The following is a 17244-nucleotide window of genomic DNA, read 5'->3' as shown; positions in this document are numbered from 1 at the left end:
GCCTTTTTCCCACACAAACGTTAGCAGCACTTATCCACTTCTTGGCTCTGTGACAGGGCGAACCGCACAGTTTTAGTGGTTTGGTTGATAAATTGAGGTCTGATTGCGGCCATTCGCTTTGGCTTGGTATAAAGCCCGATCCGCTAGCTCAACCATTTGCTCAGGTACATCCTCAGGCCGAGGAATAAGCGTCACTATACCTAAGCTGACGGTAATCCTATCGGCAACCTTAGAATGACCATGTGGAATCGCTAATCCACGAATTTTCTCATGGATTCGCTCTGCGACCAGTATTGCTCCGGCTTGTGGTGTATTGGGCAGTAAAATACCGAACTCTTCTCCCCCGTAGCGGGCAACACAATCAGAATGGCGATTGGCGACTTGAGTAAAGGCGAGCGCTATCTGTTTGAGCGTATCATCGCCCATCACATGACCATAAGCGTCGTTGTAATCTTTAAAATAATCGACATCACATAAAATGATGCTTAATGGTTTGCCTTCGCGCACATGCAAATGCCAAAGGGTATGCAGTTGTTCATCAAAACGACGACGATTGGCGACATGGGTCAAGCTATCTAAAAAGCTTAGGCGTTCCAGCTCTTGGTTAGCGGCTTCTAATTGTTCAGCGGCAAGATAGCGCTCTGAAACATCTCGCGCCATGATCAGCACGCCATTGGTGCCTGAAGCCGGATCTCGAAAAGGCGATTTCACGACATCAAACCAGATAACCTCACCATCCGAGCGTTCAATTCTGTCGATGTAGCGCAAAGATTTACCTTGGTGCAGGACTTGGCTATCCGTATCGGAAAGGCGCGCATAGATGTGCTCTGGGATCACATCTTGGAGCCGTTTACCAACCAGATCTGACACTTCCGCGATCCCGAGAGCTTCCACAAACGGCTGATTACAGGCTTGGTAGACCATGTTTTCATTGAAAATACCAATCGAATCGGGGCTAGATTCTAAGATGTTTTGTAAAATCGTATCGCGCTGTGCCAATGCCACTTCGGTGTCGCGGCGTTTTTCCATCTCTTCTCTTAATTGACGCTGCATGTTGTACCAGTCGGTCACATCATGACTGATACCCAGTAGCCCAATATTTTCACCTTGTGGCGACATCAATACCCGTTGGTAGGTTTCTAACAGACAGCTGCGTCCATCAGGCGTCACTGTCCAGCAACGCTGACTCGTGCGCCCTTTCATAATGCCTTTAAAAGTAGCGCTGCCCTCTTCAATCCGGCCTTGCCAAAACTGATCAAACGCTCGGTTGGTTGAAATTAAGTTGCCTTCGGTACTTTTAATAAAAATCAGCTCAGAGAGGGAATCAAGTGCCGTGTGCGCTATCGCCAGTGAGTGGCGCTCTTGCTGAATATCATGGCTGGGACACTCAAAACCAATCACATTGACTAGCCATAATTTCTTCGGCCAACGACGTAAGAGCGAAGCGGAGATCTCTAGGGTTTGGGTCAAATTACCCGGCACAGGCCAAAGCAAAGGGGCGGAGCGCTTTTGCTGCGCACTGCTGGCGAGCGCTCGATAAAAAGCTTGCTGATTCTCTTCACTCTGTTCGGCAGAAAACAGATAGTGACGTCCCACCAAGCGGATCCCCAATAACAAATGCGCGGCAAGATTGGCACGTAAAACGCGATCCTCTCCTACCAAAAGCACCCCTGAAGGTGCATGGTGGAGTAACTGAATCCATTGTTGAGGTTGAAAATAGCTCAGCCATCGCGAAAACAGTAATAGTCCACCACCAAGCACAAACCCAGTGGCAAACAAGATCAGTACGAATTCAGAGAAAAATTCAGGCATGCATTCAGCGATGTTATTGATGATTCTTTAAATAGTACAAAAGATTATCTGACTTTGCTGCGGATTATTACTTTAAGTTCAAAGGCGAATACTCAAAAGGCGTGCCGAGCAACGAGCCTTGAGCCCCTTCTCTTTCCAATTTTTGGCCAATGGCTGTCATCGCCCACCAGCGATTTTCGCACCACAACGGGGCAAGTAGCGTTGGCCTACGGGCTGCGGAAGAGACACGATGATAAACAATCTCAGGGGGCGTAGAACGGATCATTTCACAAGCGATGGACACATATTCATCCTGATCGAGCACCGTTAAACGCCCCGCTCGCCACGCTTTGGCCATAGTGCTGCCTTCCACAATGTGTAAACCATGCAACTTAATACCATCGGTGCCCACCTTCAGTACCTGCTGTAATGTGGTCAGGTTTTCAGTGCGCCCTTCACCGGGTAACCCAACAATCAAGTGAGTACACACTTTGATGCCTAACGCTCTGGCTTTGGCTGTGATCTCTGCGTAACAGGCAAAATCGTGGCCACGGTTAATGCGTTTTAAAGTTTGATCGTGCGCCGTCTGTAAGCCCAATTCAAGCCAAATTTCATAACCTTGCTGCACATAATCGGCGAGCAATTCAAGCACCGCATCCGGCACACAATCAGGACGAGTGCCAACGCACAACCCCACAATATCCGCTTCTTCTAGGGCTTGTTCGTACATGGATTTCAGCACTTGCACTTCCGCATAGGTGCTAGTGTAAGCCTGAAAATAGGCGAGGTATTTTTTGGCGCGTTTGATCTCGCCCGCCCGATCTTTCAACTGCGCTTGAATACTCTGCTGCTGAGTATTTTCATCGGCAAACGACGCTACATTGCAGAAAGTGCAGCCGCCACGGCCTATCGTGCCGTCGCGATTCGGGCAACTGAATCCACCATGCAGCGTTAACTTATGGACCTTCTCTCCATAACGGCGTTGTAAATCTTGACCTATGGTGTTCACCAGTTGATGTAAATGCATCGGCTCGCTCAATCTAAATACAAATATCTCTCACTACCATCCGTGTAATTTAATTACATTTCCAATCGAATTGGTCACAAATTTTAATCCCTCGCGTTTGATTTCAAACAGCGTCAAATCAATAAATAGGCATAAAATAAACACCATTTGCATTTTGTTGCTAGTTTGTTAAACAAAACATTCATCTAGCTGTAAAAAAATAAACCAAACCGCAGACTTTTCGTTGGAATTTGCGCCAGCAAAATTGTAGGATACTTTCAGTTTTCCGTGCTTTTTTGCTCAATTAATTACAAAAAACGCGGCAGACTATCGGTGATATTCCATACCTACCAAAAGAATCCACTAGTAAAGTGGCTCAACAACAGGAATGTCACTAAGGATTGTCTTTCTCACAACATATTTCCTGTGAGAGACGGAAAGGACGCGGATCTGCTCCCTAAGCAGATTTCACTCAAAACAAAAAAGGACAGGACGTATCGCCCAAGCGACTCATTCAGCGGATGCTGCTTGATGCGTGGCGGGAATAACTGAGTGCACACTCAGTGCGGTTGCGTCCTCAATAACTGGAAGGATGTATCTATGGTAGATAAAGCGCAACGTTCGCGTGGTCTTTATACGCCTGAGTTGGAGCATGATGCTTGTGGCATCGGCTTTGTCGCTCACCTGAAAAATCGCAAGTCTCATCAGGTAGTCACTCAAGCTTTGGACATGCTCGCACGCATGGAACACCGTGGCGGTCAGGGTTGTGACCCTTGCAGCGGTGACGGTGCGGGTATTTTGTTGCAAAAACCTCACGAATTTTTACTCGAAGAAGCGGTTAAACTGGGTATTAAGCTGCCTTCATTCGAAAAGTACGGTGTTGGTGTGGTGCTGTTCCCGAAAGATGAACATAAACGCGCCCAATGCCGAGATATTTTAGAGCGTAATGCTAAACGCCTTGATCTGGATGTGATTGGTTATCGCGTTTTGCCAACCAATAACAGCATGTTGGGTGCCGACCCCCTCAGTACCGAACCACAATTTGAACACGTGTTCATTTCTGGCGGCCCGGGTATGCAGCCTGACGAGCTAGAACGCAAGCTGTACGTGCTGCGTAACTACACCGTTCGCGTCTGCCTTGAGAGCGTGTCGAACATCGGTGATGATTTTTATATCAACTCGATGTCGTACAAAACCTTGGTCTATAAAGGTCAGTTGACTACTGAGCAAGTACCACAATACTTCCTCGATTTGCAAAATCCGACCATGGTCACTGCACTGGCGCTGGTGCACTCGCGTTTTTCGACCAACACCTTCCCGAAATGGCGACTGGCTCAGCCTTTCCGCTACATCGCGCACAACGGTGAAATCAACACGGTTCGCGGTAACTTAAACTGGATGAAAGCGCGCGAAGCGATTTTACAATCCAAACTGTTTACTCAAGCTGAAATCGATATGCTGCTGCCTATCTGCCAAGAAGGCGCATCCGATTCGGCTAACTTTGATATGGTACTCGAACTGCTGGTGCTTTCCGGTCGCAGCTTGCCTCACGCTCTAATGATGATGATCCCAGAAGCATGGCAAGAAAACAAAGCGATGGATCCTAAGCGCCGCGCCTTCTATCAATACCACGCTAACGTCATGGAACCTTGGGACGGCCCTGCATCAGTGTGCTTTACCGATGGGGTACAAGTGGGCGCCACGCTGGATCGTAACGGTCTGCGTCCGTCTCGTTATACCGTGACCAAAGATGATTTCCTGATCATGGCTTCCGAATCTGGCGTCGTGGAAATTGATCCGGCCAATGTGGAATACCGTGGTCGTCTGCAACCGGGACGTATCTTTGTTGCCGACCTAGAACAAGGCCGCATCATCTCGGATGAAGAGGTGAAAGACGGTATCGCTTGCGCGCAGCCTTATGAAAAATGGGTAGAAGAAAACCTACTCAGTTTGAAAAAACTGCCGGATGCCGACAACGTACACAGCCAACCGTCGCCAGAGCGTCTCCTCCATCGCCAACAAGCGTTTGGGGTGAGTAGCGAAGAGGTCAATGACATCATTCTGACTCTCGCGCAAACCGGTTATGAGCCGCTCGGTTCGATGGGGGCAGACTGGCCGGTCGCCGTGCTATCACACCAATCTCAGCATCTCTCCAACTACTTCAAGCAGTTGTTTGCACAGGTGACCAACCCACCGATCGACCCGATCCGTGAACGCATGGTGATGTCGCTCAACACTTATATCGGCCGCGATCAAAACTTGCTGGCAGAAACCCCTGCGCACTGTCGTAAGGTCGAATTGGAATCGCCAGTCATTTCTAATGCTGAGCTTGAGAAAATCCGGGCAATTGATAACGAGCACTTGCAAGCCAAAACCTTAGACATCGTATTTCGTGCCAGCGATGAACCGGGCAAGCTCGAACGCGCTCTGAAACGTATTTGCCAATACGCGGAAGATGCGGTGATTGATGGCTATTCGATCATTTTGCTGACCGACCGCGCGGTAAACTCCAACCACGCCGCCATCCCAGCCATGCTAGCTATAGGCGCGGTGCACCATCACCTGATCCGCAAAGGTCTGCGTTCGAAATGCGGCATTGTGGTGGAAACCGGTGATGCGCGTGAAACGCACCACTTTGCAACCCTACTCGGCTACGGCGCCAATGCGGTTAACCCGTATTTAGTAGTGGAAACCATCGTCGATCTCAAGCGTCAGAAGAAACTTGATGCCGACGTATCGGTAGAGAAATACTTCGAGAATTACCGCAAAGGCGTGAACGGCGGTCTTTTGAAGATCTTCTCTAAAATGGGGATTTCGACGCTGCAGTCTTATCACGGTGCACAGATTTTTGAAGCGCTCGGGATCAGTAAAGCGGTGGTCGATAAATACTTCACTGGCACTATCACCCGTATTCAAGGTTTGACCCTCGACGACATCGCCAAAGAAGTGTTGGTTCGTCATCGCATTGGTTACCCAACGCGTGAAATCCCACTGCAAGTGTTGGATGTCGGCGGCGTGTATCAATGGAAACAGCGTGGTGAGCAGCATCTGTTTAACCCAGAAACGATTCACCTGCTGCAAGAATCGACTCGCCACAAAAATTATCAGCAGTTCAAGAAATACGCAGCCGCGGTGGATAGCCAAGGCGATAAAGCCGTTACTCTGCGCAGCCAGCTTGATTTTGTGAAAAATCCAGCCGGTTCCATTCCGATTGAGGAAGTGGAACCAATCGAGAGCATTGTGAAGCGCTTTGCAACCGGTGCGATGTCGTTTGGGTCTATCTCTTACGAAGCGCACTCCACACTGGCGATTGCGATGAACCGTTTAGGCGCGAAATCCAACTCCGGTGAAGGTGGTGAAGACCCAATGCGTTTTGAGCCAAATGCCAACGGTGATTCAGAGCGTTCAGCGATCAAGCAAGTAGCATCTGGCCGTTTCGGCGTGACCTCTTACTATCTGACCAACGCGGATGAAATCCAGATCAAGATGGCGCAAGGGGCAAAACCGGGCGAAGGTGGTCAGCTACCGGGTGATAAAGTCGATGAATGGATCGGGGCAACGCGTCACTCCACACCGGGAGTCGGCCTGATTTCACCACCACCACACCACGACATTTACTCTATCGAAGACTTAGCTCAGCTGATTTTCGATCTGAAAAACGCCAACCGCAAAGGCCGCGTAAACGTCAAACTGGTTTCTGAAGCCGGTGTCGGCACCATCGCATCGGGTGTGGCTAAAGCCAAAGCCGACGTAGTACTGATTGCCGGTCACGATGGCGGTACGGGCGCATCACCCATCTCTTCTATCCGTCATACCGGTTTGCCTTGGGAATTGGGTCTGGCTGAAACCCACCAGACTCTGCTCAAAAACGGCCTGCGTAACCGCATTGTGGTGCAAGCCGATGGACAGATGAAAACCCCACGCGATATCGCGATTGCGGTACTGCTGGGCGCTGAAGAATGGGGCGTCGCAACCGCTGCACTGGTGGTTGAAGGCTGTATCATGATGCGTAAGTGTCATAAAAACACTTGCCCTGTCGGTATCGCCACACAAAACAAAACTCTGCGTGAGCGTTTTGCTGGCCGTGTGGATGACGTTGTGACCTTCTTCCAATACATGGCACAAGGCCTGCGTGAAATCATGGCTGAGCTCGGTTTTCGCACCATTAACGAAATGGTTGGCCAAGCGCACAAACTCAAAGTGCGTGATGATATTGGCCACTGGAAGTACAAAAACCTCGATCTGTCGCCGATCCTCTTTATTGAGCAGCCGCGCAGTGAAGATGGTATTTACTGCCAGACTCAGCAGAACCACCAGCTCGAAAGCGTACTGGATCGCACCTTGATCCAATTAGCAACGCCTGCCCTTGAGCGTGGTGAAGCGGTCAAAGCAGAGTTACCGATCATCAACACCGATCGCAGTACCGGCACTATGTTGTCTAACGAAATCTGTAAGGTTTACAAAGACCAAGGTCTACCACAGCCAATGCAGGTGAAATTCAACGGCAGTGCAGGACAATCCTTCGGGGCATTCCTCACTAAAGGCGTTTACTTTGAAGTGGAAGGCGATGCTAACGACTACTGGGGCAAAGGTCTTTCTGGTGGCACGCTGGTGCTCTACCCGAACCGAAACGCCACCATAGTTCCGGAAGAGAACATTGTGGTCGGTAACGTCTGTTTCTACGGCGCAACCTCTGGCGAATCTTACATTCGCGGCCTAGCGGGCGAGCGTTTCTGCGTGCGTAACTCAGGTGCCAAAGTGGTGGTGGAAGGTATCGGCGATCACGGCTGTGAATACATGACCGGCGGTGTCGCAGTGATCCTCGGCTCAACTGGCCGTAACTTCGCCGCAGGTATGAGTGGCGGTGTGGCTTACGTGTGGGATAAATCTGGCGACTTCCAATCTAAGCTCAATGCAGAATTGGTTGATCTGGACCCTATCGAAGCGGAAGACAGAGCCCTACTCAAAGAGATGTTAACCAAGCATGTTCAATTCACAGGAAGTGAAGTGGCCAAAGCATTCCTTGCCAACTTTGACGCAAGCCTGGCCACTATGGTCAAGGTCATGCCGCGTGATTACAAAGCGGTACTGCAAAAGCGTAAAGCACAGGAGCAACAAGCCACATTAGCAGCGGAGGCGGTATAAATGGGTAAAGCAACCGGATTTTTAGAATTTGGTCGTGAACTGCCGAAAAAAATCGACCCGGCAGAGCGCATCAAAAACAACAAAGAGTTTGTTCTTAACCAAGAGTTTGGTAAGAAGATCAATCAGCAAGCTTCACGTTGTATGGATTGTGGCGTGCCGTTTTGTCATAACGGCTGCCCGATTGGCAACATCATTCCCGAGTTTAACGATGCGGTGTATCGCGACAGTTGGGAAGAGGCTTGGAATATTCTGAGCTCGACCAACAACTTCCCAGAGTTTACCGGTCGTGTCTGCCCTGCACCTTGTGAAACCGCTTGTGTGCTTGGCATCAACCAAGATCCGATCACCATCTGTAACATCGAAAAAACCATTGTGGAACGTGCTTACCAAGAAGGCTATGCCAAGCCGAAAACGCCACGTTCACGCACTGGTAAAACGGTCGCCATCATTGGCTCAGGCCCTGCGGGGCTGGCCGCGGCGGAGCAGTTGAATGCCGCGGGTCATAGCGTCACCGTGTTTGAGCGAGATGAAAAAGTCGGCGGCTTGCTGCGCTTTGGGATTCCGGATTTCAAACTCGGTATGGATGTGATTGATCGCAAAATCAATCTGATGGAACAAGCGGGCGTTAAATTCGTGGTCAATGCGCATATCGGTGTAGACATCAACGCTCAACAGTTGCGTCAGGAGTTTGATGCGGTATTGCTGACGGGCGGCTCAACCGTACCACGTGATCTGAGCATTCCCGGACGTGATCTGAAAGGCGTTTACTTCGCGATGCAGTTCCTCGCGCAAAATAACCGCCGAGCCAATGGCATGGATCTGAAAGGTGAAGAGATCCACGCTAAAGGCAAACATGTGGTAGTGATCGGGGGCGGCGATACCGGCTCCGACTGTGTCGGCACCTCTAACCGCCACGGCGCTGCGAGTATCACTCAAGTGGAGATCATGCCGATCCCACCGCAAAAGCGCCCAGTGAATATGCCTTGGCCGCAATACCCTATGATTCTGCGCACCTCCACCTCTCATGAAGAAGGCTGTGAGCGTCATTGGAATATCCTCACCAAAGAATTCATTGGTAATGAACAAGGTGAAGTGACGGGTCTACGCATCGCTGACATCGTTTGGAAAGATGCAGCCCTCGGTGAGCGACCAAGCTTTGACGAAGTGGCGGGCAGTGAACGCGTCATTCCTTGTGATATGGCATTTCTGGCGATGGGCTTCTTGCATCCAGAGCCACACGGCGTGCTTGCTCAGTTGGGGATTAAGCTTGATGAGCGCGGCAATGTGGCGACGCAAGATTTTGCGACCAACCAAAAAGGCGTATTCGCCGCAGGTGATATGCGCACAGGCCAATCCTTGGTGGTGCGCTGTATCAACGAAGGGCGCGAATGTGCGCGAGCCGTTGACACCTTCTTGATGGGGAATACCCATCTTGAGGCAAAAGCGGACTCACTCATGCTGTCAGCATAATCCTCTGTTGGCGCGGGTGATGCATCCTCATCCGTGTCAACACAACCGTTTCCTTCCATATTGTTTTACTTCGGCCAGCACTCCCTGCTGGCCTTTTTTGTGTCTATTCTCATCACACGGGATAAAACCTTGAGTTATCTGTAACTGAGAGAAAACTATCTCATTGAATATAATGACATTATTTGAAGCATTCCTCGGCAAATACCCTACAAACCCTATTTTCAACCAATAACTTGACCTTTTGTACAATAAGCTATAGGTTGTGAATTCGGTGAAAATAAAATCCCGCAAAAATGTTAATTAATTAACCTAAAATGTTAGTTAAATATTCAAATTATAAAGATTTAAATGAATAGTTATACCCAAGCCACTTGAAGCTATCGTTAAACGGAAGTGGATGAATCCCCATCAGCATAGATAACTATGTGATTGGAATAGACAGACACCGCCCATACCGAGGCAGTTTCAAGGAGCAAGGGAATAGTCATTTACTGTCTGGATGACAGAGATGCAAAGGGAGAATTGCAATGGCTCTATACGATCCAAGTCTTGAAAAAGACAACTGTGGATTCGGCTTGATCGCGCACATGGAAGGGCAAGCCAGTCACAAACTCGTTCGTACCGCGATTTCAGCACTTGATCGCATGACTCACCGTGGCGGTATCGCCGCCGATGGTAAAACTGGTGATGGCTGTGGTCTTTTGCTGCAAAAACCTGACTCTTATTTGCGCCTGATCGCAGAAGAGCAACATTGGAAACTCAGCAAACAGTACGCGATTGGCATGCTGTTTCTCAGCCGAGATCCACACAAAGCGCAGTTGGCACAGCAAATTGTTAACCAAGAACTCGCTAAAGAAACCTTAAGCGTGGCAGGTTGGCGCAAAGTGCCCACCAACCCGAAAGTGCTTGGCCCGATTGCTCTCGACTCTTTACCCGATATTCAACAAGTCTTTATCTCTGCCCCGGCCGGTTGGCGTGAGCGCGATGTCGAGCGCCGTCTGTATATTGCGCGTCGTCGCATTGAAAAGCAGATTACGGATGATCGCGATTTCTACATCTGTTCGCTCTCGACTCAAGTATTGGTTTACAAAGGCCTGTGCATGCCCGCAGACCTACCACGCTTTTATCTCGACTTAGCCGATCTGCGTATGGAATCGGCGATTTGCTTGTTCCACCAACGTTTCTCCACCAATACTCAGCCACGCTGGCCGCTGGCTCAGCCGTTTCGCTATCTGGCGCACAATGGTGAAATCAACACCATTGAAGGTAACCGCCAGTGGGCGCGCGCACGGGCTTATAAATTCGCGTCACCGCTGCTGCCCGATTTGCAAAGCGCCGCCCCTTTTGTGAACGAAACCGGTTCGGACTCTTCGAGCCTAGACAACATGCTGGATCTGTTTTTAGCCGGCGGGATGGACATTTTCCGTGCGATGCGCATGCTGGTTCCGCCCGCATGGCAAAACCATCCGGATATGGATCCGGATCTGCGTGCTTTCTACGATTTCAACTCCAAACACATGGAGCCTTGGGATGGCCCGGCTGGGATCGTGCTGTCCGATGGTCGCTACGCCGCATGTAACCTTGACCGCAACGGCCTGCGTCCTGCGCGTTATGTGATCACCAAAGATAAGCTTATCACCCTCGCTTCAGAAGTCGGGATTTGGGATTACGCACCAGATGAAGTGTCTGAAAAAGGTCGGGTTGGCCCCGGCGAGCTGCTGGTGATCGACACTCGCAAAGGGAAAATTTGGCAATCGAGCGAAATTGATAACGACCTAAAAAGCCGTCACCCCTATCGTGAGTGGATGGACAATAACGTCTATAAACTCACACCCTTTTCACAGTTGCCCGACGATAAGGTTGGTGAGCGCAGCTTTGATGCTGACTTGCTAAAAACCTATCAAAAGCAGTTTGCGATGAGCAACGAAGAGATCGATCAAATCCTGCGCGTGCTTGGCGATATGGCGCAAGAAGCGGTCGGTTCCATGGGCGATGACACGCCGATGGCGGTGCTTTCTTCCAAAGAGCGCCTGATCAGCGATTATTTCCGCCAAAAGTTTGCTCAAGTGACCAACCCACCGATCGATCCACTGCGTGAGAAACATGTGATGTCGCTGGCCACCAGCATCGGCCAAGAGATGAACGTATTTTGCGAAACCGATGGTCACGCACATCGCGTCACTTTTGATTCGCCGATCCTGCTCTACTCGGATATGCAGCAGTTACTGACGCTCAGCGATCAGCACTATCGCAACACCATTCTTGACATCAATTTCGATCCGCAAGAGAAAAATCTCAAACAAGCGGTATTGGATTTGTGTGACAAAGCCGAACAAGTGGTGCGCGAAGGCACCGTTTTAGTGGTGCTCTCCGACCGCGCATTAACCGCGGATCGCTTGCCAATCCCCGCTGCAATGGCGGTCGGTGCAGTACAAGCTCGTCTGGTGGAAGCCAATTTACGCTGCGATGCCAACATCATTATTGAAACCGGTGCCGCGCGCGATCCACACCATTTTGCGGTGCTGATCGGCTTTGGCGCCACGGCCGTTTATCCTTACCTCGCCTACGAAACGCTGGGCAAAATGATTGATGATGGCGCGCTGCAAAAGAGCTATCGCGAAGTGATGCAGAATTACCAATACGGCATCAACAAAGGTCTGTACAAAATCATGTCCAAAATGGGCATTTCGACTGTCGCCTCTTATCGCTGCTCACAACTGTTTGAAGCGGTAGGGCTGCACCGCGATGTGGTTGATCTCTGCTTTAAAGGGGTTACCACTCGCATTCAAGGCGCGAGCTTCGACGATTTTGAGCAAGATCTGTTTAATCTGTCGCGTAAAGCATGGGCAAAACGTAAGCCTCTCGAACACGGTGGTTTACTCAAATACGTTCACGGTGGCGAATACCACGCCTACAACCCAGATGTGGTTGGCACCCTACAAAAAGCAGTCAAATCCGGCGAAACCATGGATTACCGTGAGTTTGCTCAGCAAGTCAACCAGCGCCCTGTCGCCATGCTGCGCGATTTACTGCGTTTGAAAACCACGGATAAACCGCTGCCACTGGAGCATATCGAGCCCGCGAGCGATCTCTACAAACGCTTTGACTCCGCCGCCATGTCGATTGGCGCGTTAAGCCCAGAAGCCCACGAAGCGTTGGCCACCGCGATGAACCGTTTAGGCGGCTATTCCAACTCAGGTGAAGGTGGTGAAGATCCACGCCGCTTTGGCACTGAGCGTAACTCACGTATCAAGCAAGTGGCGTCAGGCAGATTTGGGGTAACACCGCACTATTTAACCAATGCGGATGTGCTGCAAATTAAAGTGGCGCAAGGGGCAAAACCCGGTGAAGGCGGTCAGCTTCCGGGACATAAGGTCACGGCGGAGATCGCCAAACTGCGTTATTCCGTTCCCGGAGTGACTTTGATTTCGCCGCCGCCGCATCACGATATCTACTCGATTGAAGATTTGGCGCAGCTGATTTTCGATCTTAAACAGATCAACCCCAAAGCCTTGGTCTCGGTCAAGCTCGTCTCTGAGCCGGGCGTTGGCACAATTGCCACCGGTGTAGCAAAAGCCTACGCCGACCTTATCACCATCTCAGGTTATGACGGCGGCACCGCAGCCAGCCCGCTCACCTCGGTAAAATATGCAGGAAGCCCGTGGGAGCTCGGTTTAGCGGAAACGCAACAAGCCTTGGTCGCCAACGGTCTGCGTCACAAGATCCGTCTACAAGTCGATGGCGGTTTGAAAACCGGATTGGATGTGATCAAAGGAGCGATTTTAGGCGCAGAAAGTTTTGGTTTTGGTACTGCGCCTATGGTCGCGATGGGGTGTAAATTCTTGCGTATTTGCCACCTCAACAACTGTGCAACCGGTGTGGCAACGCAGGATGAAACGCTGCGCAAAGATTACTTCAAAGGTCTGCCAGAGATGGTGATGAACTATTTCAAAGGCTTAGCGGAAGAAGTGCGCGGATATCTGGCCGAATTGGGCGTTGAGAAGCTCACCGATCTCATCGGCCGCACCGATCTACTGGAAGTGGTAGAAGGCATGACCGCGAAACAGAGCAAATTGGATCTCTCCGATCTGCTCGAAGCGCCAGTGTCACCACAAAATCTGCCACTGTACTGCACCGAACCGAACACCCCGTTTGATAAAGGGGCACTTAACCAGAAGATCGTGGAAGATGCGTTAGCGGCTGTGGAAAATCAGCAATCGCTGGAGCTCTATTACAACGTGATCAACACCGACCGCTCGATTGGCGCACGTCTGTCTGGTGAAATCGCGAAACGTTACGGCAATCTCGGCGTCGCCACCTCGCCCATCAAGGTTGTCCTCAATGGTACCGCTGGGCAATCGTTCGGAGTCTGGAACGCAGGTGGTCTTGAGCTGTATCTCACCGGTGATGCCAACGACTATGTCGGTAAAGGCATGGCTGGCGGCAAGATTGTGATTCGCCCTCACCAAGGCACCGCTTTTGTGTGTAACGAAGCGACCATTATCGGCAACACCTGCTTGTATGGCGCAACGGGCGGCAAACTGTTTGCCGCAGGTAAAGCTGGCGAGCGTTTCGCGGTGCGCAACTCCGGCACGATTGCGGTGATTGAAGGCGCTGGCGATAACGCCTGTGAATACATGACCGGTGGCATCGTTGCCATTTTAGGCGCAACGGGCGTGAACTTTGGCGCAGGCATGACCGGCGGCTTTGCTTACGTACTCGATGAGAATGGCGATTTCCAAGGCCGCGTCAATGATGAATCCGTTGAAGCGGTAGCCTTGACCGACTTATATATCCATCAAGAGCATCTGCGCGGGTTGGTTGCTGAACATCTCGAAGAGACTGGTTCCGCCCACGCAGAGCGAATTTTGGCGAACTTTGATGAATGGATTCCGAAGTTCTATCTGATCAAACCACAAGCAGCGGACTTACGTACCCTGCTCGGCCATCAGAGCCGCAGCGCAGCCGAACTGCGCGTGCAAGCACAATAATTGGAAGGAGCCTGATTGATGAGCCAAAACGTTTACCAATTTATCGATGTCAATCGTGTGGATCCGGCCAAAAAACCGCTGCACATCCGCAAAATTGAATTTGTCGAAATTTACGAGCCCTTTACTAAGCAACAAGCCACCGCACAGGCCGATCGCTGCCTCGACTGTGGTAACCCTTACTGTGAATGGAAGTGCCCAGTACACAACTACATTCCGCAGTGGTTAAAGCTCGCCAATGAAGGACGCATCCTCGAAGCGGCCGATTTGGCGCACCAGACCAACAGCCTGCCTGAAGTGTGTGGCCGGGTTTGCCCGCAAGATAGGCTGTGCGAAGGTTCATGTACCTTGAATGCGGATTTCGGTGCCGTCACCATTGGCAACATCGAAAAATACATTACGGATACCGCCTTCGAAATGGGCTGGAAACCCGACATGTCCAACGTGGTCTGGACCGACAAAAAAGTCGCGATCATCGGTGCGGGCCCTGCTGGTCTTGCCGCCGCGGACATTCTGGTTCGCAACGGTGTACGACCTGTCGTGTTTGATCGCTATCCCGAAATCGGCGGTCTGCTCACCTTTGGCATTCCCTCATTCAAACTTGAAAAAGGGGTGATGGAAAATCGTCGCCGCATTTTTAGCGAGATGGGTATCGAGTTTCGTCTCAATGTCGACGTCGGCCAAGACATCACACTGCAACAACTGCTCGATGAGTACGACGCGGTTTTTCTCGGCGTCGGCACTTATCAATATATGCGCGCAGGCTTAGCCAACGAAGACGCCTCCGGCGTTTATGATGCACTGCCGTTTTTGATCTCCAACACCTATAAAGTGATGGAACTTAACAACGAGGCGCCATTCATTGATATGGCAGGAAAAAATGTCGTGGTGCTCGGCGGTGGTGATACGGCGATGGACTGTGTGCGCACCTCGATTCGCCAAGGCGCATCTCGCGTGATTTGTGCTTATCGCCGTGACGAAGAAAACATGCCCGGCTCACGCCGTGAAGTGAAAAACGCCAAAGAAGAAGGCGTTGAATTTATGTTTAACTTGCAGCCGCTGGGAATTGAAGTGAATGCCCAAGGCCAAGTGACTGGCGTGAAAGTGGTCAAAACCGCGCTTGGAGAACCGGATGAGGCAGGTCGTCGCAAACCTGAACCGGTCGCAGGCAGCGAGCACGTCTTGCCTGCCGATGCCGTCATCATGGCGTTTGGTTTCCAACCGCACAAAATGGCTTGGCTAGAACCGTTTGATGTCGAGCTCGATCAATGGGGACGCATCAAAGCTCCAGCCAAGCAGACTTACCAGTATCAAACCACCAATCCCAAGATTTTTGCTGGTGGTGATGCGGTTCGCGGCTCGGATCTAGTGGTCACTGCCATTGATGAAGGACGCAAAGCTGCCGAGGGAATTCTCGACTATCTTGGAGTCTAGCTCACAGTTTTGAGATTAGATCGAAGCAAACAACAAAGGATTCATAGTGTTATGGATCCTTTTTTATTTTTGCTACCTATAATGAGCTCAAATTAGATTGATAACCCAAAATAACTTGCAGTGGCGGACACTCCATCTGCCACCTCATGTGAATGGGGGATCTGAGATGAGAGTGAGCTTACCAACATGCACCCATCGTTTTATGCCATTATTGCTGCCTTTTCGCTTACCGCCTGCAGTCAGGGAGTCGATTCTATGCCAGACCGCACCGCCACACCTTGCGCCAGTCGACCGAACTGTGTTTCAACTCAAGATGAGCGGGATAAATTTAACCTTGCACCGTTTATTTTGCGCCCAGGGGTCACGATTGAGCAGGTTGAACGGATTGCCCTTTCTCTTCCTGGTGCGGTGACCGCTGAAAAAAATGCCCAGTATGTCCGTATCGAATGCACCTCCAAAGTATTCCGCTTCGTCGATGATCTGGAACTCAAAATCGAACAAGATCACTTATGGGTTCGCTCTGAATCGCGGATTGGCTACAGTGATTTTGGGGTGAATCGCCGCCGCGCTGAAGAGCTGCGCGAAAAGCTCACGCTGTCTGGTTTACTTGAGCAACCCTAATCTCGATCGCCCCTAACCTCGATCGATTGCGTTCGCTCATGCTACACTGCGGCCTGTTTTCCTATTGATAGATGAAAGAGAGCCCCTATGAAAATCGGCATCATCGGCGCAATGCAACAAGAAGTCGCCATCCTGAAAGATCTCATCGAAGACGTGCAAGAAGTTAACCAAGCCGGTTGTACTTTTTACAGCGGTCAAATCCAAGGTATCGACGTCGTTTTACTGCAATCAGGCATTGGTAAAGTCTCAGCAGCATTAGGCACCGCTTTGCTGATTAGCCAGTATGCGCCGGATGTGGTGATCAATACGGGTTCTGCAGGCGGCTTTGACGCAAGTTTGAATGTGGGTGATGTGGTCATTTCAAGCGAAGTGCGCCATCACGATGCGGATGTGACTGCGTTTGGTTATGAAATTGGCCAAATGGCGGGCCAACCCGCCGCCTTTAAAGCCGACGAGAAATTGATGACGGTGGCGGAACAAGCATTGGCTCAATTGCCAAATACTCATGCAGTGCGTGGCCTTATCTGTACCGGTGATGCGTTTGTATGCACCGCTGAACGTCAGCAATTTATCCGCCAACATTTCCCAAGCGTTGTTGCCGTCGAAATGGAAGCCTCTGCGATTGCGCAAACTTGTCACCAATTCAAGGTGCCCTTTGTGGTGGTTCGCGCGATTTCTGACGTTGCTGATAAAGAATCGCCACTGTCGTTTGAAGAGTTCTTGCCACTGGCCGCCAAAAGCTCTTCCGCTATGGTGCTGAAAATGGTCGAACTGCTCAAATAAGCGAGT

At 50.7% G+C, this 17244-nt stretch carries 8 protein-coding genes; 6 read left to right on the top strand and 2 right to left on the bottom strand.

What is annotated here, in order from left to right; all coding sequences use genetic code 11:
* Nucleotides 1-72: 72 nt before the first annotated feature.
* Together R4537_RS08100 and mnmL are read right to left on the bottom strand one after the other, a co-directional pair.
* Nucleotides 73-1812, bottom strand: a complete 1740-nt coding sequence (locus tag R4537_RS08100) for a sensor domain-containing diguanylate cyclase (protein WP_071179210.1) — start codon at nucleotides 1810-1812, stop codon at nucleotides 73-75.
* A gap of 67 nt (nucleotides 1813-1879) precedes the next feature.
* Complete coding sequence (mnmL, locus tag R4537_RS08095) at nucleotides 1880-2818, bottom strand: tRNA modification radical SAM protein MnmL/YtqA (RefSeq protein ID WP_071179211.1); 939 nt, start codon at nucleotides 2816-2818, stop codon at nucleotides 1880-1882.
* A 579-nt stretch (nucleotides 2819-3397) separates the two neighbouring features.
* On the opposite strand from mnmL, the gene gltB (R4537_RS08090) reads away from it, so the two are divergent.
* The 6 genes from gltB (R4537_RS08090) (at nucleotide 3398) to mtnN (ending at nucleotide 17238) form a co-directional block, all read left to right on the top strand.
* Nucleotides 3398-7942, top strand: coding sequence for a glutamate synthase large subunit (gene gltB / locus R4537_RS08090; RefSeq protein WP_071179212.1), 4545 nt, complete (start codon nucleotides 3398-3400; stop codon nucleotides 7940-7942).
* On the top strand, nucleotides 7943-9412 hold the full coding sequence (locus tag R4537_RS08085; RefSeq protein WP_071179213.1) for a glutamate synthase subunit beta: 1470 nt from the start codon (nucleotides 7943-7945) through the stop codon (nucleotides 9410-9412).
* Between the two features lie 527 nt (nucleotides 9413-9939).
* Nucleotides 9940-14403: a glutamate synthase large subunit gene (gltB, locus tag R4537_RS08080; protein ID WP_071179214.1), complete on the top strand. Its 4464-nt coding sequence runs from the start codon at nucleotides 9940-9942 to the stop codon at nucleotides 14401-14403.
* Nucleotides 14404-14421: 18 nt separating this feature from the next.
* Nucleotides 14422-15834 (top strand): FAD-dependent oxidoreductase, encoded by a 1413-nt coding sequence (locus R4537_RS08075; RefSeq protein ID WP_071179215.1) that lies wholly within the window; start codon nucleotides 14422-14424, stop codon nucleotides 15832-15834.
* Nucleotides 15835-16020: 186 nt separating this feature from the next.
* Nucleotides 16021-16455 (top strand): DUF1499 domain-containing protein, encoded by a 435-nt coding sequence (locus R4537_RS08070; RefSeq protein WP_080483516.1) that lies wholly within the window; start codon nucleotides 16021-16023, stop codon nucleotides 16453-16455.
* Between the two features lie 87 nt (nucleotides 16456-16542).
* The gene (mtnN, locus tag R4537_RS08065; protein ID WP_071179217.1) at nucleotides 16543-17238 is read left to right on the top strand and encodes a 5'-methylthioadenosine/S-adenosylhomocysteine nucleosidase; all 696 of its coding nucleotides are present in this window, start codon (nucleotides 16543-16545) and stop codon (nucleotides 17236-17238) included.
* Nucleotides 17239-17244 lie beyond the last annotated feature (6 nt).

The sequence above is a fragment of the Vibrio paracholerae genome (assembly GCF_037672085.1).
In the GTDB taxonomy this organism is placed as follows: domain Bacteria; phylum Pseudomonadota; class Gammaproteobacteria; order Enterobacterales; family Vibrionaceae; genus Vibrio; species Vibrio cholerae.
The sequence above is the reverse complement of the archived record's forward strand: the minus strand, read 5'-3'. Positions and strand labels throughout refer to the sequence as shown.